General features: G+C 41.7%; 18 protein-coding genes. 17 read left to right on the top strand and 1 reads right to left on the bottom strand.

Annotation, left to right across the window (positions count from 1 at the left end; translation table 11 throughout):
* Positions 1 to 50 precede the first annotated feature (50 nt).
* From VK664_RS21580 to VK664_RS21550, 7 genes are all read left to right on the top strand, one after another.
* Positions 51 to 308: an Ada metal-binding domain-containing protein gene (locus VK664_RS21580; RefSeq protein WP_461400778.1), complete on the top strand. Its 258-nt coding sequence runs from the start codon at positions 51 to 53 to the stop codon at positions 306 to 308.
* The gene (locus VK664_RS21575; RefSeq protein WP_461400777.1) at positions 290 to 925 is read left to right on the top strand and encodes an alpha-ketoglutarate-dependent dioxygenase AlkB family protein; all 636 of its coding nucleotides are present in this window, start codon (positions 290 to 292) and stop codon (positions 923 to 925) included. The genes VK664_RS21580 and VK664_RS21575 overlap by 19 nt, the downstream gene beginning before the upstream one ends.
* 111 nt (positions 926 to 1,036) lie before the next feature.
* Complete coding sequence (locus VK664_RS21570) at positions 1,037 to 2,410, top strand: S41 family peptidase (protein WP_461400776.1); 1,374 nt, start codon at positions 1,037 to 1,039, stop codon at positions 2,408 to 2,410.
* 79 nt (positions 2,411 to 2,489) lie between these two features.
* Positions 2,490 to 3,170: a hypothetical protein gene (locus VK664_RS21565; protein ID WP_461400775.1), complete on the top strand. Its 681-nt coding sequence runs from the start codon at positions 2,490 to 2,492 to the stop codon at positions 3,168 to 3,170.
* An 848-nt stretch (positions 3,171 to 4,018) separates the two neighbouring features.
* Positions 4,019 to 4,345, top strand: a complete 327-nt coding sequence (locus tag VK664_RS21560) for a cupin domain-containing protein (protein ID WP_461400774.1) — start codon at positions 4,019 to 4,021, stop codon at positions 4,343 to 4,345.
* A 53-nt stretch (positions 4,346 to 4,398) separates the two neighbouring features.
* On the top strand, positions 4,399 to 6,948 hold the full coding sequence (locus VK664_RS21555; RefSeq protein ID WP_461400773.1) for a glycoside hydrolase family 95 protein: 2,550 nt from the start codon (positions 4,399 to 4,401) through the stop codon (positions 6,946 to 6,948).
* Positions 6,949 to 6,969: 21 nt separating this feature from the next.
* Positions 6,970 to 8,175, top strand: coding sequence for an alginate lyase family protein (locus tag VK664_RS21550; protein WP_461400772.1), 1,206 nt, complete (start codon positions 6,970 to 6,972; stop codon positions 8,173 to 8,175).
* A 27-nt stretch (positions 8,176 to 8,202) separates the two neighbouring features.
* Here VK664_RS21550 and VK664_RS21545 read toward each other — a convergent pair whose 3' ends face one another.
* Positions 8,203 to 8,976, bottom strand: coding sequence for a DUF4350 domain-containing protein (locus tag VK664_RS21545; RefSeq protein WP_461400771.1), 774 nt, complete (start codon positions 8,974 to 8,976; stop codon positions 8,203 to 8,205).
* Positions 8,977 to 9,282: 306 nt separating this feature from the next.
* Here VK664_RS21545 and VK664_RS21540 point away from each other — a divergent pair, with 306 nt between their 5' ends.
* From VK664_RS21540 to VK664_RS21495, 10 genes are all read left to right on the top strand, one after another.
* On the top strand, positions 9,283 to 10,119 hold the full coding sequence (locus VK664_RS21540) for a sugar phosphate isomerase/epimerase family protein (protein WP_461400770.1): 837 nt from the start codon (positions 9,283 to 9,285) through the stop codon (positions 10,117 to 10,119).
* Between the two features lie 5 nt (positions 10,120 to 10,124).
* A complete protein-coding gene (locus VK664_RS21535; RefSeq protein WP_461400769.1) occupies positions 10,125 to 11,117 on the top strand; it encodes an aldo/keto reductase in 993 nt (330 codons plus the stop codon).
* 94 nt (positions 11,118 to 11,211) lie between these two features.
* The gene (locus VK664_RS21530) at positions 11,212 to 12,831 is read left to right on the top strand and encodes a glycosyltransferase family 39 protein (RefSeq protein WP_461400768.1); all 1,620 of its coding nucleotides are present in this window, start codon (positions 11,212 to 11,214) and stop codon (positions 12,829 to 12,831) included.
* Positions 12,832 to 12,913: 82 nt separating this feature from the next.
* Positions 12,914 to 14,122, top strand: a complete 1,209-nt coding sequence (locus tag VK664_RS21525; protein WP_461400767.1) for a DUF2062 domain-containing protein — start codon at positions 12,914 to 12,916, stop codon at positions 14,120 to 14,122.
* Positions 14,123 to 14,164: 42 nt separating this feature from the next.
* The gene (locus VK664_RS21520; RefSeq protein WP_461400766.1) at positions 14,165 to 18,010 is read left to right on the top strand and encodes a 1-acyl-sn-glycerol-3-phosphate acyltransferase; all 3,846 of its coding nucleotides are present in this window, start codon (positions 14,165 to 14,167) and stop codon (positions 18,008 to 18,010) included.
* A 128-nt stretch (positions 18,011 to 18,138) separates the two neighbouring features.
* A complete protein-coding gene (locus VK664_RS21515) occupies positions 18,139 to 19,695 on the top strand; it encodes a phytoene desaturase family protein (RefSeq protein WP_461400765.1) in 1,557 nt (518 codons plus the stop codon).
* Between the two features lie 9 nt (positions 19,696 to 19,704).
* A complete protein-coding gene (locus tag VK664_RS21510; protein WP_461400764.1) occupies positions 19,705 to 21,405 on the top strand; it encodes a C45 family autoproteolytic acyltransferase/hydolase in 1,701 nt (566 codons plus the stop codon).
* A 162-nt stretch (positions 21,406 to 21,567) separates the two neighbouring features.
* A complete protein-coding gene (gene acpS, locus VK664_RS21505) occupies positions 21,568 to 21,936 on the top strand; it encodes a holo-ACP synthase (protein ID WP_461400763.1) in 369 nt (122 codons plus the stop codon).
* Positions 21,937 to 21,962: 26 nt separating this feature from the next.
* A complete protein-coding gene (locus VK664_RS21500; RefSeq protein ID WP_461400762.1) occupies positions 21,963 to 23,252 on the top strand; it encodes a phenylacetate--CoA ligase family protein in 1,290 nt (429 codons plus the stop codon).
* Positions 23,253 to 23,441: 189 nt separating this feature from the next.
* Positions 23,442 to 23,658, top strand: a 217-nt coding sequence (locus tag VK664_RS21495) for an aromatic amino acid lyase (protein WP_461400761.1), incomplete at its 3' end; no start/stop codon positions are given.

Raw genomic sequence — 23,658 nt, 5'->3', positions numbered from 1 at the left:
TACTATTCGTGCACTATTATGGCGGAATAATTTGTGTTTTGAATTAAATTATGATTACACATGCAGCATTGGGAACCGGTTTTTTAGCAAGCAGATCGCTGTTTAATTTAATCCGGGCTGGTGAAATCTGTTTCGCAGGCAACAGCAGCCTGAAAATTTATGGTACGATCGGATGCAAAACCGGGAAAAGAATGAAAGTGGCTAACCGGGTATTTTTTAAATCGATAAAAGAAGCAACTGCTGCTGGTTACCGCCCTTGTGGAAATTGTATGAAGAGACAATATTTAATATGGAAAAAACAAACCTGATTCCGCATCATGGAATCGCCCATTTATACGACATCTTTTTTCCAATACCGGAAGCAGACGCCCTTTTCAAAGAGCTTACCGAAAAAGTACCCTGGAAACAGGAACCAATAAAAATGTTCGGTAAAGATATCATGCAACCCAGGCTTACCTGCTGGTACAGTGACCCCGGCATTGCTTACAGCTATTCCGGGATCACAATGGAGGGCCTGCGATGGATAAAACCATTAACTGAGATCAGGTCGCGGATTGAGCAACTGGCCGGGGTTAAATTCACTGGCGCGCTTCTCAACTTTTACCGCGACGGCAAGGACAGTATGGGTTGGCACCGAGATAATGAAAAAGCATTGGGCAAAAACCCGGTAATTGGTTCAGTGAGTCTGGGTGGCACCCGGACCTTTCAGTTAAGGGATTGGTTGACAAAAAAGGAGATTATTTCCATGGATCTCTCAAACGGGAGCCTACTGATCATGGCCGGTGAGAGCCAGCATTTCTGGGAACATAGGGTACCCAAACAATCAGGACCAGCAATTCCACGTTTAAATATCACCTTCAGGGTAATTCAGCCACCTGTGGGAGCCGGTTCCGGGAAGCACCATTCCATTGGAAACCCGGCATGATCTTCGTTTATGTTAGTTTTTAAGGTCTTGTTAAAGTGCTGGGTTCGCTAACGAAAACCAAACTTTTCAGGGTCTTTGAACGTATTTTACTCTCAAATTCCATCTCCGATTATGCAAATATTCAAAAGCTCTTTATTCGCCGTTTGTGTGGCAGGGATTGTATTGATGTCATCCTGTAAGAAGGAAACTTCTTCAGATGAACAGCCGCCGGTTGATTCTACCGGTAATGGTTCGGTTAATGACAAAATAAAGGACACCGTGCTAGGGTACTCACAGGATATTTATTTGTGGTTTGAACAGATCCCATCCACTTTTAAACCAAGGACTTATGCCGACCCTAATAAAATTATGACGGCTATACGAGAATACAGCGTTGAGCCTGGATTTACAAAGCCTGTAGATAGGTGGAGTTTTGCCATGAAGAAGGCAGAGTGGGACGATTTGAGTTCAGGCATTGCCGGCGACTTTGGAATAGATGTGGTTTTCCGGGCCGAGGGTGATTTGCGGGTTAAGTCTGTCGAAAAGAAATCCCCTGCCGGAAAAGCGGGAGTGAGAAGGGGTTGGAGAATCACTAAGCTCAATGGAAGCTCGAATATAACTACTACTAATTCCAATGCTATTGTAGATGCTGTTTTTTATAGCAACAGCACCGTTTTTGAATTTCAGAAGCCGGATGGTACCAGCACAACTTCTACCCTTGCCGCCACTTCCTACCAACAAAATCCGATTTTTCTTGATACGGTTTATACGGCCGGGGCAAACAAAGTTGGGTACCTTGTCTTTAATTCTTTCCTTGGTGATTCGAACCAGATTTATAACAGTTTCCAACAAATTTTCGGTCGCTTTGTCTCTGAGAATGTAAAGGATGTGATTGTGGATCTTCGCTATAATGGTGGTGGTTATGTTTCAATGCAGGAAAAACTTGCAAATTACCTCGTTAAGCCGGCGGCGACAGGTCAGTTGATGATGAAGGAAGTATTTAATAAGAATTACATAAAATGGAATGAAAGCATCAACTTTTCAAAGCTTGGTTCGCTCAATCCTTCAAGAGTGTTTTTCATCGTAAGTGATAATACAGCATCAGCCAGCGAATTGCTAATCAATAATCTTAAGCCATATGTAGAAGTGAAACTGGTAGGACCAAAACCTACTTATGGTAAACCGGTTGGTTATTTTCCTATCGGTGTGGGTGATTGGTATATATTCCCCGTTTCTTTCAGAAGTACAAACAAAGATGGCCAGGGTAATTATTTCGATGGAATTGCTTTAGATAGCAAATCTGCGGATGGTGTTGATAAAGATTGGGGAAATATACAGGAGGCTTCACTTGCCAATGTGCTTTCTTATATCGCTTCAGGTAATTTTGTTCCATTATCAACTACTTCAACTTTAGGCATAAGTGCTGAAGTTTCCAGTAAAAATAAACTGTTTAGTGATCGTTCTTTTAAAGGTGCCGTTATTAGTCAGCGTCCTATAAAACCTTAAAAATATTTACTAACATTGCAATGGCCGGCACAGATATTACTGTAACCGGCCATTTGTTTGTGCCTTATAAAAATACCATATGATTAAATATATCAGATTTGTTAGCGTGTTATTTTCTTATAAATTGTTGACTTTTGGATTATTGACTTTTGGATTGTTGATAGGCAACCAGCTTTTTGCCCAGGATGATCTGCCAGATTACCGAAATAAAAAAGACAATTTCACCAAGGTAAGGGAGAAGGATATCAGGAATGATCTGGCGAGTTTTGCAATCGCAGGAATCGAAGAACGTATCGGGAAAAAACCATTGAAAGATATTCCGGCACGAAATTACAGCGGCAGTAATTTGTTATTTGAAGAAGGAAATATAAAAGTTAATATCACCGCAGGAATTTTCGATCCTTCAAAACACCGGCTTGATTCTGTTGAAAAGTATCTTGTAAAAATAGATAAGAAACCTTATTTCGGAAATTATGGAAGCGTACCCAGGTATACTATTTCATCGGTCACACTTTTTGTAGATAAGGATACGATTGCAGTTCCCCAGGCTGCTTTATTCGATTTATATAGTCCAACTTTTGCTTACCGTGACGGTGGAGGGATTCCAAAAACCTTCAATGCGGTATATTTATCAGCAGATAAGCGTACTATATATGTTTATATGCTTAATAAAGAGGACCGTGGTAGTTACGAGGTGACCTGGATCTTCAGGGATAAGCAATATCTGCGCAGGGTTGTTGACTCAAACATTCTAAAATAGTTGCCCCAAACTTTCTAAAATAGTTGACTCAGGCATTCTAAATAGTTACTCAAACAATCTAAAGTAGCTGACTCAAAGTTTCTAAAGGAGCCGGCCCAAACATTCTAAATAAATGTGATATTCCCCCTAAAAAAAGAAATATTCCCGGGTCTGAACAATTAGTATAACAGTATACCGTTAGTATAACGGTTTTTCATAGGATATTGGATTTTAAAACGGGGCTGGATTTCTATCCTGGCCCTTCTTTTTTTTTAGCCTGATCCCAAGTCCAATTAATCTCACATTTTTCAAATCGAACTCAACTCCGATCCCAGTTGCTCATTCCCCAGTTTACTTCTTACCAGTTCTCATTTCCCTGCTTACATACGACTTTCCAATTCCCCATCACCCCGTCCGTCTCCTTTCCTGATACCCTAACTCCCAAATTACCCCTTTCCATTGCCATTCCTACTGCCTGCTATTCTCTTAAGTAATCATTCTCTTAAGTAATCATTCTCTTAAGTCATCAATCACTTAAGTTGTCATCACTTAAGTCATCAATCTTTTAAGTCATCAATCTCTTAAGTCATCAATCACTTAAGTTGTTATCACTTAAGTCATCAATCTCTCAAGTTGTCATCGCTTAAGTTGTACTCACCTAAGTTGTTTTTAACTTAGATTATACTCCTCTTAAGCTATAATTTTTCAAAAAATCTTTACCGCAAGCCCCGAAATCTGATTAAATTATTTAAATCTGCCCACAGACCGGTTCATCCCAACCAAAATCCTATAACTTTCACAATAAGAACTCATAATTCATGATTTCTTCATCTGTTTTCATAATTCATAACTCATAATTCATAATTCTCTTGAGATATTTTCAAATAGAACAAGAATTGCCCTGGCAGGAAGCTGACCCAAAAATTGAGCGTCAGGTTTATGGCTACAATGACGAACTAATGATGGTCAAAGTAAAATTCGAAAAAGGTGGGATCGGCGCTATGCATCAACACCCACATACACAGGTTACCTATGTTGAATCAGGACAATTCGAATTGACAATAGGGAACAACAAAAAAATACTCAGCAAAGGAGATGGTTTTTTTGTACCTCCTGGTGTGTTGCATAGCTGTGTTTGTCTCGAAGCAGGGATGCTGATTGATTGTTTCACTCCCATGCGTGCAGATTTTGTCTAAGTCCGGGACGGTTTTTTCCTCATATTTATTACCCTTTGCAGATTGTATTGCCAATGAACTCTATCAAGCTACTATTCCAGGCAGTTTTAATATTATTTGCAACAACTGCCAATTGCCAGTCGGTTGGGCCTGATCGTTATTTGAATCTGTGGTATTCGGCACCTGCTTCTGCCTGGGAAGAAGCTTTACCACTTGGAAATGGCAAAACAGGTGCTATGATTTTTGGAGGTGTCAAAGAAGAACGGTATCAGTTGAATGATAATACCCTTTGGTCCGGTTATCCCGAACCCGGTAATAATCCCGGCGCAGCTGCCCTGCTTCCACTCGTAAGAGAGCAAATCTTTAAATCTGATTTTGACTCGGCCGGAAAAATCTGGAAAAAGATGCAGGGACCTTATTCTGCCCGCTATCTTCCATTGGCCGACTTAAGGATTAATTTTCCGGGTGATACTATGGTCACTGCATACAAAAGGGAGCTCGATCTGAACAATGCAGTTTCGGTTGTACAATACCGTAAGAACGGAAAGTTGTATCAGCGTGAAACTTTTATCAGTCATCCTGACCAGGTACTTGTATCCAGGCTTACGACTGATGCTGGGGAAGGTCTTAATTTCAGTCTTCGTCTCAATAGTAAGTTGAAATATAAAGTAGTGAAGAACATTGGGGGTTATTTAATACTCTCGGGAAAGGCACCGAAATATGTAGCTAACCGCGATTTTGAAAAGCCACAGATCATATATGAAGATTATCCTGGCGGGGAAGGAATGAATTTCCAGGTTCATGTTAAAGTAGTAACCGATGGAGGCCGGATTTCAACAAACGATTCAACAATTACAATAAACGGCGGCAAATCGGCAACCATTTATCTTACAGAAGCAACCAGCTTTAATGGTTTTAATAAATCTCCTGGTAAAGACGGCAAAGACCCCGCAGTTGAAGCTTCCTATAATATGGCTAAAGCCGTTTCACAAAACTATACTGCTTTAAAACAGCGGCATATAAAAGATTACTATCAGCTGTTCGGGCGGGTAAAATTCGGGCTTCCGGCAGAGCCGGAGGTATTGAAATTACCTACCGATCAAAGACTGAAACAGTTTGCATCAAAACCTGGCGATCAGCAGTTGGCCGTGCTTTACTATCAGTTCGGCCGATACCTGATGATTGCAGCTTCAAGGCCGGGCTCAAGACCTGCAAACCTGCAGGGGATATGGAACGATCACATTCAGCCGCCATGGGGAAGCAACTATACGACAAATATCAACACAGAGATGAACTACTGGCCGGCCGAAAATACGAATCTCAGCGAGTGCCATGAGCCCCTGTTTAATTTTTTAAAGGAGCTCGCGGCCAATGGCCAGGTGACTGCGCGGGTTAATTATAATATTAATGAGGGCTGGACAGCACATCATAATTCAGACTTATGGGCAAAGACTTCACCCCCGGGTGGTTTTGAATGGGACCCACGTTCAACTCCACGCTGGAGCTGCTGGCCAATGGCAGGTGCCTGGTTGAGTTCACATCTGTGGGAACATTACCAGTTTACAAATGACCGTCAATTCCTGCAACAATATTATCCGGTGATGAAAGGGGCTGCTGCATTTTTGCTAAACTGGCTTGTCGAAGATCCGAAGTCAGGCTACCTGGTAACCAATCCATCCACCTCACCTGAAAATACTGTCAAAGTCAATGGTAAAGAATATGATCTTAGTATGGCCAGTACTATGGATATGTCTATAATTAAAGAATTATTTAAGGCAGTAATTGAAGCTGACTCGATCCTTGGAATAAATGACGGTTTCAGTCCAAGGCTTATAAAGGCCAGTTCGAAGTTGTATCCTTATCATATTGGTAAACGCGGGCAAATCCAGGAATGGTTCAAAGACTGGGATGATAAAAACGATAAACACCGCCATATCTCTCATCTGTTTGGACTTTTTCCAGGCAACCAGATCAATCCGATACAAACACCCGAACTTAGCGATGCAGCAAGACAATCCTTAATTGAGAGGGGAGATGAAAGCACAGGATGGTCGATGGCCTGGAAGATAAACTGGTGGGCAAGGTTATACGATGGGAACCACGCTTATAAAATATTAAAAGATGCATTTCGATTTATCGACCCGGATAAAACAAAACCTGCGATGAGTGGGGGCGGTACTTATCCCAATCTTTTTGACGCACATCCCCCTTTCCAGATTGATGGGAATTTCGGCGCAACGGCGGGAATGACGGAAATGCTTATGCAGAGCCATTTAGGTAACATCGATTTATTGCCGGCACTGCCTTCGGCCTGGCCAAAGGGTTCTATCAAAGGAATAAAAGCCCGCGGGAACTTTGTTGTGGATATCGAATGGAATGATAGTCTGTTAAAGGAGGCAGAGATTGTATCCCCGCAAGATGGGCTTTGTGTTGTGAGTTATAAACAACCGATCAGGGTTTTGAATTCGGATTTCCAGGAGTTGTCTATGGAAGCTTATAAACAAGACGCCAAACCCGAACTTGTTGTTGCACCTGGTTTCGTTCCCTCTACAGTGGTTCCGAAACGTTACACTATCAGCTTCCAGGCACAAAAAGGAAAACATTATAAAATTCGGATCAGGTAAGCGATCAGCTAAACCAAGGTTATGAAAAAAAATATCCAGTTTGCAAAAATTCGGTTATTCATTACCGCTATATTACTCTTTCCTGCGGTTTTATCCCGTGCACAGGTTAAGCAATCTGAGCGAGGAATTGCTGATCGTGTTCCCCTGATTTTAAAGCAACATATTCTGAAGGAAGCTGCATGGGCGCTTACACAGCAACCAGAAACAGTCACCCCTGCTTTTTCATCAAGGAGTGCCGGTGGTAAACATGATTTTTTTTCGGAGGGTGATTATTGGTGGCCGGATTCTGCCAATCCGGACAGTCCATATGTACAGCGGGATGGACTTACAAACCCGGATAATTTTGTGGCTCATCGTAAGGCAATGATAAGGTTTAGTAGGGTAGTCGGGGCATTAGCCTCAGCCTACATACTTACCGGTGATAAGAAATATGCAACCCATGCAATGTTGCACTGCCACGCCTGGTTTATCGATACCGCGACACTCATGAATCCAAACCTTCTTTTTGCACAGGCAATAAAAGGTAGGGCAACCGGCCGCGGGATCGGTATTATTGATACAATACATTTTATGGAGGTGGTCCAGGGTTTAATCGTGTTTGAGAAAGCGCGTGCTGCCAATACAGCTGATATCGAAAGATGTAAACAATGGTTTGAAGCTTACCTCAACTGGCTTACAATGCATTCTTATGGTAAAGCTGAAATGAACGCAGCCAATAATCATGGGACCTGCTGGGTGATGCAGGTTGCGGCCTTTTCAAAATTCACAGGCAATCTTAAAATGCTGGAGTTTTGCAGTGAAAGATATAAATCAGTATTGCTTCCTGGTCAGATGGGTGTTGATGGGAGTTTTCCGCAGGAGCTGAGAAGAACAAAACCCTATGGATATTCTATTTTTAACCTGGATGCAATGGCCATGATCTGCCAGATTCTTTCTACTGGCGCTGATGATCTCTGGGCTTATGAAACGGCTGCAGGTCGGTCAGTAAAAAAAGGTATCTCTTACCTGGTCCCTTATATAAAAACTAAAAAAGACTGGCCCTTAAAACCCGATGTTATGTATTGGGAAGAATGGCCTGTTGCCCAGCCTTTCCTTGTATTTGGGGCAGTCAGATTCAACAATGAAGAATGGTTCAATGTTTGGAAAAAGCTTGATCATTCGCCACAAAATGAAGAGGTAATCAGGAACCTGCCGGTCCGGAATCCGTTGATATGGCTTAACCATTAAGAGAATCGATTGAGATCCAGGCCCGCTTTATTTAGGAACCTGCATTAGTAACCAACCGGCAAGATCGCGCGCAGCCTTATCGTTATCAAATCCCGGGGTTAACCTTCCATTACAATACTCATTGTAAAACCACGGATCTCCCACCGCGAAGACAGTACCTTTACCCAACTTAACTGTTGCCATTATCACTTCGCCCTTGTCAGTGAATGCTGATTTGGCTTTTCGGGTCAGCCTTAGTGAGCAGATATCTTTGATATACATTTTTTTTGCTGTCTTGAATATCGGATTTCCTTCCGGTACCATCAACGCTGCCATATCAAAATCATCACCCTTAACCTTATTGCGCAGATCATTGTTAAATCGGATACCAAATTTTTTAGCGAGCTGATTAAGATGTTTCAGTTCAGTATTCGCGCTGTCGTTTGCAAGAAGCACCAGGACTCCGCCATCTTTTACCCAATTGGTTATGACTTTTATATGTTTCGATCCTATATAATTTGGTTGCCCTGTTTCTTTTTCGGTATCGGGATCAACAATAATATAAACACCGGTGGATTTAAGATTTGTTGCTGTGGGTGCTGCATCCATGCTTTTGGTATCAGCGCCAAGTTGCCTGAATATATGTCCCCATATCGAGTAACCTGTCTGAGCTGTGTCTTCCCAGGTATAGTGAAAACGTTCAGCCTGACCGGTTTTCGCCTTCCTGAATTCCCTGTTGAAAAAATAATCGAGTGATACGACCTGGGCAATTGAAGTTGTACCGGAAAAAATCAGGAACAGAAGAACGGGTATTTTCATCATTAAGTTTTTGATTCAAAAAACATCTCAGTAATTATGCCTGATATTAATCATTTTTTAATTATGCCTGATATTATTCATTTTTGGTGAGATGGCATACTGCATGCGCCAATTTATGTTATGTTTTGTTGCCATCAGTAATTATCTCCTGTAACGTTTGAGGAGTTTCCCATGGCAATACCGATGAATTTTCTCATTTTGCGTTTATTATTGAAACGGGAGCTATTTCGGTTATGTTTACATTTATGTATCCATAAAAGCAGGTCGCCTGGTTTCTGATCGATTGTTCATAAAAAAAAATTACAAGTCATGTCTTCCCGTAGAAAATTTTTACAAATGACAGCCATGTCTGTTACCGCAACTGGTCTGAGTTCATTTGTTTCCAATGCTTCACCTGTATTTGATCAAACTAAAACCGCTTACAGCCTGGGGATGGCGGGTTACACATTCAGGTATTTTGATGTGGATCAGACTATCGCAATGATGAAGCGTACAGGCGTAAAAGAACTTTCCATCAAAGAATTCCATCTTCCTCTTGACAGCTCTCCTGAGAAAATCAAAGAGGTTAAAGATAAATTTAATGCAGCAGGTATAACTATCTATGCTGCCGGTGTTATCTATTTTAAAACAAAGGAGGAACTGGACCGTGCTTTTAATTATGCGAAACATCTTGGCGTTGATTTAATTGTTGGGGTGCCAACTGTGGAATTATTGCCATACACTGAACAGAAAGTAAAAGAATTTAATATTCGTCTTGCTGTTCACAATCATGGACCAGAAGATAAATTATACCCAAGCCCGGCTGATGCATTTTCAAAAATCAATAAGCTTGATTCAAGAATCGGGCTTTGCCTTGATATCGGCCATTCGCTGCGGGCCGGCACTGATCCTGCTAAAGCGGTGATTGAGTATGCACCTAGGTTGTTTGATCTTCATATCAAGGATCTTATCAGTAATGCGAAAGATGCAAAAGGTATCGAACTGGGAAGAGGAGTGATTGATATTCCTGCGGTAATAAAGGCATTGAAAAAAATAAATTTCAAGGGAAAAGCCAGTTTGGAATATGAATTGGATATGAAAGATCCATTCCCCGGTATTGCAGAATCAGTAGGATACTGGCATGGGGTTACAAAAACACTGGGATAACAATTATGGAATTCAGACAACTGGGTCAGACGGAAATAAAGCTATCGGCAATAACATTTGGTGCCTGGGCAATTGGTGGATGGATGTGGGGTGGTTCGGTAAAAAAAGATGCCCTGGAAGCCATCAAGGTATCTTATGAAGCAGGTATTACAACTATCGACACTGCCCCGGTTTATGGCCAGGGTTACAGCGAGGAACTTGTAGGTGAAGCCATCAGGGGCATTCCAAGGGATAAGGTTCAAATCCTGACGAAGTTTGGGATGCGGTGGGATGATACCCGAGGAGACTTTGCATTCAAAAGCCAGGACAACAATGGTAAGCCGATCGAGGTTTACCGTTATTCGGGTAAACAAAGTGTTATCGATGAATGCGAGGCCAGCCTGAAACGACTTGGTACAGATTATATTGATCTTTACCAGATACATTGGGCGGATCCGACTACTCCAATCGCGGAAACCATGGAAGCATTGAACCAGCTTTTACTGGATGGAAAAATTCGTGCAGCTGGGGTTTGTAATTACAGCAAAGCCCAGATGGAAGAGGCTGAAAAAACCATCAACCTCTCTTCGAACCAGGTTCCTTACAGTATGGTTGAAAGAAGCATAGAAGATGAATTATTGCCTTATTGCTTACAGAACCAGAAGTCGATTATAGCTTATAGTCCTTTGCAAAGAGGGATTCTCACAGGCAAAATAAAACCCGGACACCAGTTTGCGCCGGGGGATCATCGGCCGACTACAAAATTTTATAAACCTGAAAATATTGAGCTTATCAATCATTTGCTTGAAACGCTGGAACCCCTTGCTCTTGAAAAGGAAGTTACATTATCACAGCTCGTTATCCGCTGGACGATTGAGCAGCCTGGGATCACGGTAGCCCTGGTCGGCGCAAGAGATGCGGCGCAAGCTGTTCAGAACGCTGAAGCAATTAATTTGAAGTTGACGGAAGATGAAATGACCCTGATCGGTAAGCAAATCAGTAAACTTGAACTGGTTTGATAAGCGAATAAGGACAAGCCCCCTGGCTAAAAAAAAATAAAATGAACGGATGAATTATTAAATTGTTGAATATTATTCCATTTAATAATTCTCAATGTCATTGATAACTCCTGCCTCCGGGGTCTTTTCCACGACAGGATCACTGCCGGCTGGTGATCGTTCGGATTCCCCAAAGGCATTGATTTCTAACAAAACGCTTCTCTACTTTTTTTTCGTCCTCAAAATAATACTGCCTTTTCTTATCCAGGACAGTTATTACCAACCACATCGTGATGAGTTTCTCTATCTTGCCGAAGGGAAACATCTCGACTGGGGTTATATGGAAGTACCGCCGGTTCTTTCGGTTTTTTCCTGGCTGATCCATTTAACCGGTGGAGGAGAGTTCTGGATAAAGTTCTGGCCAAACCTGGTCGGAGGATGTTGCTGGCTGCTGGTAGGGAAGACCATTCTCGATTTCAAGGGACAAAAATTTGCATTGTTCCTGGGCTTTCTTCCATTCATTTTCGGTGCTTATCTCCGCGTGTTTCATTTATTTCAGCCAAATTTTATTGAAATCTTTTTCTGGACACTAATAGGTTATAGCCTGATTCGATTCATATCAACATCAAAGACCAAATGGCTTTATATTTTCGGAATCAGCCTGGGTCTTGGTATGATGAGTAAGTATACCGTCGCCTTTTATACAATCTCATTGCTGGGTGGCCTGTTATTAACAAGCCAGCGAAAAATGTTTCTTAACCCCCATTTCTATGGCGCAGCAGCAATTGCACTGGTCATCTTCCTGCCCAATTTTATCTGGCAATACCAGCATAACTTCCCGGTGATCACTCATATGAACGAGTTGAAAGAAACCCAGCTACAGTACAATCAAAACAGTGAGTTCATTACGAGCCAGTTTATGATGAATTTACCGGCTGTTTTTGTCTGGCTCGCAGGATTGATTTTCCTGATCTTTTCTCCACAAGGACGCCCTTTCCGGTTTTATGGTTGGGCCTTTTTTATTGTTGTGTTCCTGATGATTTACTTCAAAGGGAAAGGATATTATATACTTGGTATTTATCCTTTGCTTTTTGCTTTTGGTGCTACCTGGCTTGAAAAGCTAACCCTTGTTTCATGGCGATGGACCCGGTATGCCATGCTTGTATTTGCTATAGCAACAGGCCTGGTTGCCATTCCTATACTCCTGCCTGTAGCCAAACCCGATAACCTGGTGAAATATTACGAAGCTATCGGTTCATATAAAGCCGGCGACTATAAATGGGAGGATCTTAAAGCGCATCCTTTGCCCCAGGATTTCGCAGATATGATCGGATGGAAAGAATTAACAACTATGACAGCACGGGCATATGCATCTATTCCGGAATCTAAAAAACAGCGAACTATAGTGATTGGTTCAAGTTATGCTTTCGCCGGAGCTTTGAATTATTATGGTCCCGCTCAAGGTCTGCCCGAGGCCTACAGTACTAATGCCTCATTTCTACTTTGGCTACCGGAAAAACTTGATTTTGATCACATGCTTTATGTTGACGATGATTATTCCCGGGAGAATCCCATCTTCAAACAGTTTGGAAAGGTGACCGAACTAGGCAAACTCAATATGCCCATGTTCAGAGAAGATGGAACCAGGGTTTTCCTCTTCGAAAATGCAACTGATTCACTCCATATCATCCTTGGGGATTATGTGAAAACACTTAAAGGCAAATTTCTGCGTTGAGTTGCTATCTTTGGGTCCTTCTGCACTTGCCGTTTCTCAATCGGGACAAAGGCGGAATTAAAAAGGACATCGGAACCAAGAAATGAGTAATTCAGCTACCTGGCAGGCAGACTTTGAAAAGTACAAAATCTGTGTGCTTATACCCACCTACAATAATGCAGGCAGCATTGGCCAGGTTGTTAAAGATTTATCCGGATATACCACGAGTATCCTGATCGTAAATGACGGTTCTACTGATGCTACTGCGGAATTAATAGCTGGTTTTCAATTTGTAAAGTCGCTAAGTTATTTTCCTAACCGTGGCAAAGGCTGGGCGGTGAGACAGGGGTTTAAATTTGCTTTGAGTTTAGGTTATGAATATGCAATTACCATTGATTCTGATGGTCAACATTATGCCGAAGATTTGACTTTATTTATAAATGATCTTAAAACCAACGGAGATGCGATCATCATCGGGGCAAGGAACATGGACCAGGGTTCGGTTCCCGGTAAAAGCAGCACCGGAAATAAAATATCAAGTTTCTGGTTTCATGTTGAAACTGGTATTAAGATGAGCGATACTCAATCAGGCTACCGTTTGTATCCCATTCTTCGTTTGAGTAAAATGAGATGGATCACCCGGAAATATGAGTTTGAAATAGAAGTGATGGTGCGTTCGTCATGGGATGGGATACCAGTCCGCTCTGTTCCGGTAAAAGTTTACTATGCCCCAAAAGAGGAACGTGTGTCACATTTCAGGCCATTTAAGGATTTCACACGTATAAGTATACTTAATACAATCCTTGTTTTTATCACTTTTTTGTGGATCAAACCGCGTGATTTTTTCCGAATGGTTTTTCAAAAAAAAAAATTAAAAGAAGTTCTTCGGAATCAGCTTTTTAATACAGGTCAGTCGGATACGCGCAAGGCTTTTTCAATAGCATTTGGTGTATTTATGGGTATCATCCCGATCTGGGGGTTTCAACTGGTGACTGCGATTTTTTTGGCAATGCTTTTAAGGCTGAATAAAGCCCTGGTTATTATAGCAGCTAATATCAGTATCCCGCCAATGATTCCTCTCATTATATTTTTAAGCTATAAAATGGGCGCATGGTGGATGGGCGACAGGGTTATGACTTTGTCTTTCAGCCGGAATATAAACCTTGAAACCATCAAGGCAAATCTTGAACAATATATCTATGGAAGCATAACTCTTGCTATTATTGCGGCACTGTTGACGGGCCTGATTGCCTGGATTGTATTGAAGATTGCGGGCCGGGCACCATCCCGGCAAATGGTGGAAAAACAATGACCCTTAAAACGATTTTCAAGTCGCCATTGATAGCTTAATTAAATGCAGCATATTTTTTCTTATATATATAATTATTTCAGGAAGAACCCGGTCATATTTTACCTGTTGTTCCTTGGCTCGTTGGCTACATCCGGCTTTTTTGCTTCAAAGGTCAGGTTTGAAGAAGACATATCCAGCATCCTGCCGAAAGATAAAAAAACCGAGAAACTCACCAGGATCTTCAACAATTCAAAATTTGCTGACAGGCTTGTTGTAACGATATCACTAAAGGATACCAATAACGTTGGCTCACCTGATTCAATGGTTGCATTTGCCCAGGTGTTCTCAGACGAAGTGAGGCGGAAACTAAGTCCCTATATCAGTCGTTTCCAGGATAAGGTAGATGATGAGAAAACGCTTCAGTTAATAGATGCAGTCAGCGCTCACCTGCCGCTTTACCTTGATGAGAAAGACTATCGCACCATCGATAGCCTTATTACACCAGGACGGATCAGGACAACGCTTGAAAGAAATATCCGCACATTAACTTCACCGGCGGGCCTGGCGCTAAAAACCATGATCGCGCGTGACCCTGTAGGAATCAATACCCTTGGCCTGGCCAAAATGCAGGGGCTCCAGTACGATGAAAATTTCGAATTATATGACAACTTTGTAGTCAGCCGCGACTACCACCACCTGTTACTATTTATCACTCCAAAATTTCTCCCGGCAAACACCGGCAAAAATGCTGAGATGTTGGAGGGCCTTGATCGTATAATTGACAGCCTGCATAAAACTTCTTATCAGAACCTCGAAACTACCTACTTCGGGGCAGCTGCGGTATCGGTTGGTAATGCCCTTCAATTAAGAAAAGATTCGCTGTACACACAGGGATTCACGATCCTTTTTATTGTCGTTTTCCTTGGGCTTTATTTTAGAAAAAAACTTGCTCCCTTTATAATTTTGATACCCGTGATTTATGGGGTGGCTTTCTCGCTGGCAATGATTTTTTTTATCCAGGGAAAGATTTCTGTCATTGCTCTTGGTACCGGTTCAATTGTGTTAGGCATAGCAGTGAACTATTCTCTCCATGTCTTTAATCATTACCGGCATAACCCCGATATGAATAAGGTGCTGGCAGATTTAGCTATGCCACTCACCATTGGAAGTCTCACAACTATAGGCGGATTTTTATGCTTACAATTTGTTGAGTCTGAAATGCTGAAAGATCTTGGCCTTTTTGCTGCTTTTAGCCTGATAGGCGCTTCAGTCAGTTCTTTGCTTTTTTTACCACAGTTTATAGTCACCGAAAAAAAGAAGATTGTACATAAGCAAACATGGATAGATAAGATCGCTGATTACCGGCCCGAAAAAAACAAGCCCGTTATTATTGGGATAGCAGTACTCACTATCATCTTTGCAATTTACGCCGGGGATGTTCAGTTTGAACCTGACATGATCAAAATGAATTACATGTCTGATCAGTTAAGGGAATCTGAAAAAAAATTAAATAACGTTAATGCTTACGCGCTTCAATCTGTTTATCTCGTAACGGAAGCTAAAAGCCTTGATGAAGCTTTGCGCAAAAACGAGCGGCTGGCAACAGAGATAGAAAGTTTAAAAAATGCGGGTACCATCTCCCGGTATGCCGGGGTTTCATCGTTGATACTCTCCGACTCTTCACAGGCAGAAAGGATTTCCAGGTGGAACAACTACTGGACACCAGCCAGGAAGAGCCAGTTGCTAAAAGTTCTTGAAACCGAAGGTGCAAAGCAGAAGTTCCGGCCAGCTGCTTTTGATCAGTTCAGATTAATGTTGAATCAGGAATTCCAGCCATTGGATACTGCCAGTCAGCGATCTTTCAGGCAAAATTTCCTGGACGATTTTATAACAGTCAATAATAACCAGGTAACAGTTGTTACGCTCGCCAGGGTGGACCCCGGCAAAAAAAATCTGCTATACAATCATTTTGAAAATAATGATGAAATAACCGTTCTTGACCGGCAGCATCTTACCGGCACTTTTGTAAGAATAATTAATGACGATTTCAATAAGATCGCCTGGATGAGTGCTCTGCTCGTATTTTCGGTTTTGCTGGTTACCTATGGCCGTATTGAACTGGCATTGGTCTCTTTTATTCCGATGATGATCACCTGGATCTGGATCCTTGGCCTGATGGCATTACTAGGTATTAACTTCAACATAATAAACATAATTATCTCCGCACTTATTTTTGGACTTGGCGATGACTATAGTTTATTCATTATGGATGGGCTTGTACAGGAATATAAAACGGGAAAGAAAAACCTGTCTTCATTTAAGTCATCCATAGTTCTTTCTGCTATAACAACGATCGCCGGTCTTGGCGTGCTGATATTTGCAAAGCACCCCGCGCTGCGATCGATTGCCCTGGTTTCGATCATAGGCATAAGTTCGGTAGCTGTTATTTCGCAGGTATTAATACCCTTTCTTTTTGATTTCCTTATAACGCGGAGAGTTAAACGAAGATTTGCACCCTGGACCTTATTGTCTTTGCTGATCTCGGTTTTTGCCTTTATTTATTTTATGGTTGCCGGTTTTATCGTGCTGGTAACTGGATTTATTATTTTGAAATTAAACCCATTTTCCGGGAGGCGGTCCAGCTACTTCTATCATTCATTATTAATGATGTTCAACAGGTCGATTGTTTACATCATGTTTAATTTCAAAAAAAGGATTTTAAACCCACGCAATGAGAGATTGACTCCGCCGGCAGTATTGATTGCCAATCACCAGTCTTTCCTGGATATACTGGAAATAACGATGCTTCATCCGAAACTGATCATGTTCATCAAACAGGACGTATTTGATTCTCCGCTGATGGGTCCGGTGGTGAGGATGGCCGGGTATTATCCTGTTTCATCAGGTGGTGAAGAAAGTGTGGAGACTTTAAAAGACAGGGTCAAAGAGGGGTATTCCATTTTTATTTTTCCTGAAGGAACACGAAGACCCGATGGCGTAATAACGAGATTTCATAAAGGGGCATTTTTATTAGCCGAAAAGCTAGGCCTTGATATTCAGCCCGTGTTATTACATGGAACAAGTATGACACTGACAAAAAGGGACCTGTTGCTAAAAAATTCCCCTACTACAGTAAAATATCTTCCGAGAATAAAATTTGGTGACAAATCTTTTGGGAACGGTTATGTGGAGCAGGCAAAGCTGGTTGGCAGATATATGCGCCATGAATATGAGGAGCTTAGGACAGAAATAGAGAAACCGGCTTATTTCAGGGAGCAATTAATCTATAACTACTTGTATAAAGGCCCGGTACTGGAGTGGTATATGCGGATCAAAACCAAACTCGAGGACAATTATGAGCTATTTGATGAACTGGTGCCGCGGCAGGGGAATATACTTGATATTGGCTGTGGTTATGGCTTTATGGACTATATGCTGCATTTTGTATCGCCGTCGCGTGTGATAACGGGGATAGATTATGATGAAGAAAAGATTGCAACGGCAAATAATTGTTATCTGCGGACAGACAAGCTTCAATTTTATGCAACTGATGCCATGGATTTCGCGTTTCAAAATTATGATACGATAATATTGGCGGATATGTTACATTATCTTCAACCCGCGCAGCAAAAAGCCTTGATAGAAAAATGTTTTCTTCATACCAATCCGGGCGGTATTATCATTATTCGCGACGGTAATAAGGACCTTAAGGACAGACATAGAGGAACAAAGCTGAGCGAATTTTTTTCTACAAAACTAATTGGGTTTAATAAAACTTCGGGCGAGGCACTGTCTTTTCTGTCAGGTGACTTTATAAGGGAGATGGCATCAGTCAATAGATTTGATTGTCGTGAAATCGACAATACAAAGCTCACTTCAAATATTGTTTTTGTATTGACAAAACGATAAATGAAGCTATGAGAAACATTACTATCTGGAAACAGACTGTCTTCGGAAGGCTACCATAGCTAAACATGATTGTCTGAAACAATTCTTATCTTAGGAATTATAATATGCTAACCTGATTTTGGTGCTAAATGGAAAAATTTGATGTTATAATTATAGGCGCCGGGATCGGTGGGTTAATTGCTGCCAATCTTCTTGTAATGGAAGGATACAAAGTCTGTGTTCTTGAAAAAAACAAACAGATTGGTGGTGCTTTGCAGGTCTATGTCCGGAACCGGGTGATATTTGATACTGGTGTACACTATCTTGGCGGTCTTGACAAGGGTCAGAACCTCTACCAGATTTTCAGGTATCTCGGTATCCTGGAAAAGCTCAAGCTTAAAAGGATGCCTGATGTGTTTGATGCCATCATCATTGGTGGTGACGAGAAAGAATATAAAATGGCCCAGGGGTATGAAAGATTTATTGAAGTGCTGAGCGCTGACTTCCCTGGTGAGGAAAAAGCAATCAGAACATATTGTGAGAAGCTCAGAGAAATCTGCGACAAGTTCCCTTTATATAACCTGCGCTCAGGTGGAACCTATGAAGAAAAAGCTGAGGTAATGGGTCTCGATGCCAAAACTTATATTGAGTCAATAACAAATAACAAAAAGCTCCAGGCCGTACTTGCGGGCAATAATTTGCTCTACGCGGGCCAGCCGGAAAAGACACCTTTTTATGTGCATGCGCTTATACTTAATAGTTATATTGAAAGTAGCTGGAAATGTATGGATGGTGGTTCGCAGATTTCAAAACTTATACGCAGAAATATCCATCAGTTAGGGGGCATGGTGAAAATTCATTCTGAGGTATCATCAATTGTCGAGGAAAACGGTCGTGTCACCCATGTGAAATTAAAAGATGGTTCAAAACTTTGGGCAGATTCTTTTATCTCAAATGCACATCCGGCACAAACGCTGGACATGATGGAATCTTCGGTTATCAGGAACAGTTTTCGAAGCAGGGTCAAGCTATTGAAAAATTCAGCATCTTCATTTTCGGTTGATATTATACTTAAGCCTGACTGCTTCCCGGAACTGGCCAGTAACTATTATTATCAAAAAGAAGGGAGGATCTGGGATGGGGCAAATTATTCCGGAGATGAATGGCCATTGGTTTATGCCTTTTTTATGCCATGTTTTTCAGATCAAAGGTCCGGCCATTCTTCAGAACCCGGCCTGGAAACGGGAGCAAAAAAAATACGTTATGCACGCGCGGTGAGTCTTCTTACATATATGAAATATGAGGAGGTTGCACAATGGGCGGACACATTCAATACTATTTCTGATGAAGTAAGCCGCGGCCAGGAATACGAAGCCTTTAAAAGGGATCGTGCTGAAAGATTGATTGATCTTGCTACTGAAAGATTCCCGACTCTCCGTGCTTGTATAGATCAGTATTTTACCGCCACTCCTCTCAGTTACCGGGACTATATGGGAAATGCCGATGGTACTATGTACGGAATTGTTAAAGATTTCCAGGACCCGCTGAAAACGATGATCTCTCCCCGAACAAAATTGCCGAATTTTTATTTTACAGGACAGAATCTGAATATGCATGGGATCCTTGGAGCCGCAATGAGTGCAGTTTCAACCTGCAATGCGATTTTAGGTACCGAGGGCCTTATCGACCGTATCAGAAATGCATAAATTCAAACATTGAGCAACAAGCAAATTAAGAAACCCAGGTCTGCAGGTAGAAAGATCCTCCGTGGATTATTGTACTTTTTGGGAGGAATATTAATCCTGCTTTTGACAGGTATTATCTATCTCGTAGTCATTTCTAAAGTTGATCCTCCAAAGATTGCCGATCAGAGCAGCCTGGACCTGAAACGCAAGGACCACGGGGATGGTTTATATACTTTAAACAACAGCTGGTTCAGGAAAAGCAAAACAGGTCTCTATGAGCTTTATGTAGAAGGCAGCCCATATGAGATGGGTGTAACCAACGGCAAACTTACCCGTGAGCTGGTTGTTCGGCAGGAAGATCATTTTACTGAACAGATCAACAAAATGATTCCTTCCAATTTTTATCAGCATTTTCTTAAATATGTTATTGGCTGGTTCAATCGTAAACTTGACAAAAATGTTTCTGAAGAATACAAAGACGAGATCTATGGAGTATCAGCCTCGGCTTCGGATAACTATGAGTATATAGGTTCAAAATATCAGCGCATTCTGAATTATCATGCTGCCCATGATATTGGTCATGCCTTGCAGAGCATGGCGCTGGTTGGTTGTACTTCGTTCGGAACCTGGAACGATCAATCTGAAGACAGCACAATGATCATTGGCCGCAACTTTGATTTTTATGTGGGTGATAAATTTGCAGAAGACAAAATCGTTGCGTTTTATAATCCTGCAAATGGATATAAACTGATGACCGTGACCTGGGGTGGATTTGTTGGCGCTGTTTCAGGTATGAACGAAAAGGGTATAACCATTACTATCAATGCCGCAAAAACAGATCTTCCAACCGGTTCTGCAACACCCGTTTCACTGGTAGCCCGCGAAATTTTGCAATATGCCAAAAACATTGAGGAGGCCATTGCCATCACCCGCAAGCGTAAAATGTTTGTTTCAGAATCATTTTTAGTTGGCTCTGCTGCAGATAATAAAGCAGTCGTTATTGAAAAAACACCTGACTCGCTGGATGTATACGATCCAGGTAAAAATTATATTGTCTGCGCCAATCACTTCCAGAGCAAAGGGCTGGGTCATCTTAAATCCAATGAACAACAAATACAGGAAAGCGCTTCTCTATATCGTTATAAAAGACTGATGCAACTCCTGGATAACAATGGGAAAAATACAGTTGAGAAAACGGTTAATATCCTGAGGGATCGGAAGGGGATTAATAATGCTGATATCGGCATGGGTAACGAAAAAGCGATAAACCAGTTGATCGCTCATCATTCCATTGTTTTTGAACCGAAAAAACTGATCGTCTGGGTGAGTACTTCTCCCTGGCAACTTGGCCAATATATTGCCTATGATTTGAATAAGGTTTTTGCATTGAAAGGGAAAAATAACAATGACGAAATCATGGAAGCCAATCTTACTATCCCTGCTGATTCGTTTTTAACCACCCGTGCATTTCATGACTTTGAAAAATACCGGGACCTTCGGCAACTGGTGGCAGCTGATGGCCTGGTTAATACTGACAGCCTGGTTGCAAGCAATCCTAATTTGTATCATACTTATGTGCTTGCCGGGGACTACTCATTTGCTCACGGCGAGTTTGAAAAAGCGAGGGCTTATTATAAAACTGCTCTCACAAAAGTGATTGCTACAAAAGCGGAAGAAGATCATATTCACGAACAATTGAGAAAAATTGAGGATCGCGACCACAGAAACTGAGGCTGCACCAGCTTTCCATTTGAGAACTATGCCGGCGTTAGTCTCAGTAAAGAAGCTCTTTCAACCAAAAAATATCGGACTCCAATAGTTTATATTTAAATTGCGCGATATTGAAAGAAAAAACTAGCGGGGACTTACTATTCAACAGCAAAACTACAAATCATGAAGGGGGTTGGAATCGACATGATCGAAGTATCAAGAGTTGCAAATAAAATTGGAAAAGAATCGGGATTTCGGGAGATGGTTTTTTCAGAGAAAGAAATAAACTATTGCGAGCCGAAAGCTAACAAAGCCGAACATTATGCCGCAAGATTTGCTGCCAAAGAAGCTTTTCTAAAAGCAATCGGCACCGGCTGGAAAAATGGAACAGCATTGAATGAAATTGAAATTCAGCATGACGATGAGGGTAGCCCGGAACTTCACCTGCTCGGTGAAACGGCAAAAACACTTGCGTCAATGGGAATCAATAAGATTCATGTTTCCTTATCACATCTTAAATCAATCGCCTCAGCGGTAGTTGTGGTAGAATAACATAGTTGTTCTAAACATAATCTCAAATGTATTCACCAGGCGCCGCATATCAATCCAGAGAATCCACCAGGCTGATGCAGGAAAAAAAACTGCATGAACTGCTTGACTATGTAAACAAGCAGTCAGCTTTTTACAGGGATCTGTTCAGAAAAAATGGCATTGATCCCGAAAAGATCAGGACTATTGAAGATCTGAACCTGATACCTCCGACCACAAAGGAAGATCTGCAACAATACAATGATGACTTTCTTTGTGTATCGAAAAGCAAAATTGTTGAATTCAGTTCTACTTCCGGTACACTTGGTAAGCCAGTTACTGTTGCACTGACTGAATCCGATCTGCAGCGTTTATCGTTCAATGAATACCTGTCTTTCCTTTGTGCCGACGGTACCCCGGGCGATATCTATCAACTTATGCTTACGCTGGACCGGCAGTTTATGGCCGGTATCGCCTATTATTCAGGTATACGCAAAATGGGAGCTGGAATCATCCGGATCGGTCCAGGGGTCCCCTCTATGCAATGGGAAACCATTCAGCGTCTGAAGCCAACTGCAATTGTTGCCGTACCTTCTTTTATAGTGAAGCTGATTCAATACGCAAAAGAACACCACATCGACATCAACCAGACCTCTGTAAAAAAAGCGGTTTGTATCGGGGAAAATATCCGCAACACCGACTTTACATTAAATATACTTGGAAAGAGAATTACAGATGAATGGAACATCCGTCTCTATTCTACCTATGCATCTACAGAAATGCAAACAGCTTTTACTGAATGTGGCCATGGAAGGGGAGGACATTTTCATCCCGAACTTGTGATAGTAGAATTGCTTGACGAGAATAACGAACCTGTAGATGCTGGTCAGCCGGGAGAAGTAACAGTAACGACTCTTGGCATTGAGGGCATGCCCCTGGTTCGTTACAAAACGGGTGATATTTGTATGTATTTTGATGATACCTGTGCGTGCGGTCGTTCTGGTATGCGTCTCTCTTCGGTGATGGGCAGAAAAAAACAGATGATAAAGTATAAGGGAACCACCCTGTATCCACCTGCATTGTTTGATCTGCTTAATGAGATGGAAGAGATAATAGATTATGTTGTTGAAGTATATTCGAACGATATAGGTATGGATGAAGTGCTGATTCATGTGTTGCCGGTTAACGCGGCAGAAGAAACGGATCGAAAGATCCGGGCTTATCTCCAGGCACGTTTAAGGGTTAGTCCTCATGTTACCTATATTACGGCGACAGAAATTCAGAAAATGCAATTACCTGAAACTGTTCGCAAAGCTGTCAGATTTCTCGATAATAGATAAGCGGCAGTATCCTCAATAGTCCGTCCACAATTGATGTTGTAATTCACGCATAATAACAGATACATATCTCAGTTCATTCCGCTTGCTTAGTTTAATCTGATTTGTTTCGATTACTTTTGCATGTTTTGTCAGAGTCTGTTAACAGAGCAGGTCGAAACAAGTCTAACCAAAATAAATTCTTTCAACCCTATGGTAATTATAGGCGGAAAACAGCTTACGTTAAACGATTTCGACAATATCCTTTTCAATCAAAAAAGTGTTTCCCTGGACGCAGCTGCTATACAGAATGTTTCAGAAAACCATTCATTTTTGCGTCGGTTTTCTGATCACAAGCTAATCTATGGTATCAATACCGGATTTGGGCCGATGGCGCAGTTTAAGGTGAGTTCGGAAAATGTGTTGCAGC

Origin of the sequence: Flavitalea sp. (genome assembly GCF_035489435.1) — a bacterium.
Classification (GTDB): domain Bacteria; phylum Bacteroidota; class Bacteroidia; order Chitinophagales; family Chitinophagaceae; genus DATHKG01.
This window is presented reverse-complemented; position numbering and strand designations above follow the sequence as displayed.

Bases quoted from the DNA above. Each gene is read 5' to 3' on its own strand.
- VK664_RS21575 (WP_461400777.1), top strand. From the start codon at position 290: ATGGAAAAAACAAACCTGATTCCGCATCATGGAATCGCCCATTTATAC.
- VK664_RS21570 (WP_461400776.1), top strand. From the start codon at position 1,037: ATGCAAATATTCAAAAGCTCTTTATTCGCCGTTTGTGTGGCAGGGATT.
- VK664_RS21535 (WP_461400769.1), top strand. From the start codon at position 10,125: ATGGAATTCAGACAACTGGGTCAGACGGAAATAAAGCTATCGGCAATA.
- VK664_RS21530 (WP_461400768.1), top strand. From the start codon at position 11,212: ATGTCATTGATAACTCCTGCCTCCGGGGTCTTTTCCACGACAGGATCA.
- VK664_RS21525 (WP_461400767.1), top strand. From the start codon at position 12,914: ATGAGTAATTCAGCTACCTGGCAGGCAGACTTTGAAAAGTACAAAATC.
- VK664_RS21545 (WP_461400771.1), bottom strand. From the start codon at position 8,976: ATGATGAAAATACCCGTTCTTCTGTTCCTGATTTTTTCCGGTACAACT.
- VK664_RS21565 (WP_461400775.1), top strand. From the start codon at position 2,490: ATGATTAAATATATCAGATTTGTTAGCGTGTTATTTTCTTATAAATTG.
- VK664_RS21515 (WP_461400765.1), top strand. From the start codon at position 18,139: ATGGAAAAATTTGATGTTATAATTATAGGCGCCGGGATCGGTGGGTTA.
- VK664_RS21500 (WP_461400762.1), top strand. From the start codon at position 21,963: ATGTATTCACCAGGCGCCGCATATCAATCCAGAGAATCCACCAGGCTG.
- VK664_RS21520 (WP_461400766.1), top strand. From the start codon at position 14,165: ATGCAGCATATTTTTTCTTATATATATAATTATTTCAGGAAGAACCCG.
- VK664_RS21550 (WP_461400772.1), top strand. From the start codon at position 6,970: ATGAAAAAAAATATCCAGTTTGCAAAAATTCGGTTATTCATTACCGCT.
- VK664_RS21580 (WP_461400778.1), top strand. From the start codon at position 51: ATGATTACACATGCAGCATTGGGAACCGGTTTTTTAGCAAGCAGATCG.
- VK664_RS21540 (WP_461400770.1), top strand. From the start codon at position 9,283: ATGTCTTCCCGTAGAAAATTTTTACAAATGACAGCCATGTCTGTTACC.
- VK664_RS21555 (WP_461400773.1), top strand. From the start codon at position 4,399: ATGAACTCTATCAAGCTACTATTCCAGGCAGTTTTAATATTATTTGCA.
- acpS (WP_461400763.1), top strand. From the start codon at position 21,568: ATGAAGGGGGTTGGAATCGACATGATCGAAGTATCAAGAGTTGCAAAT.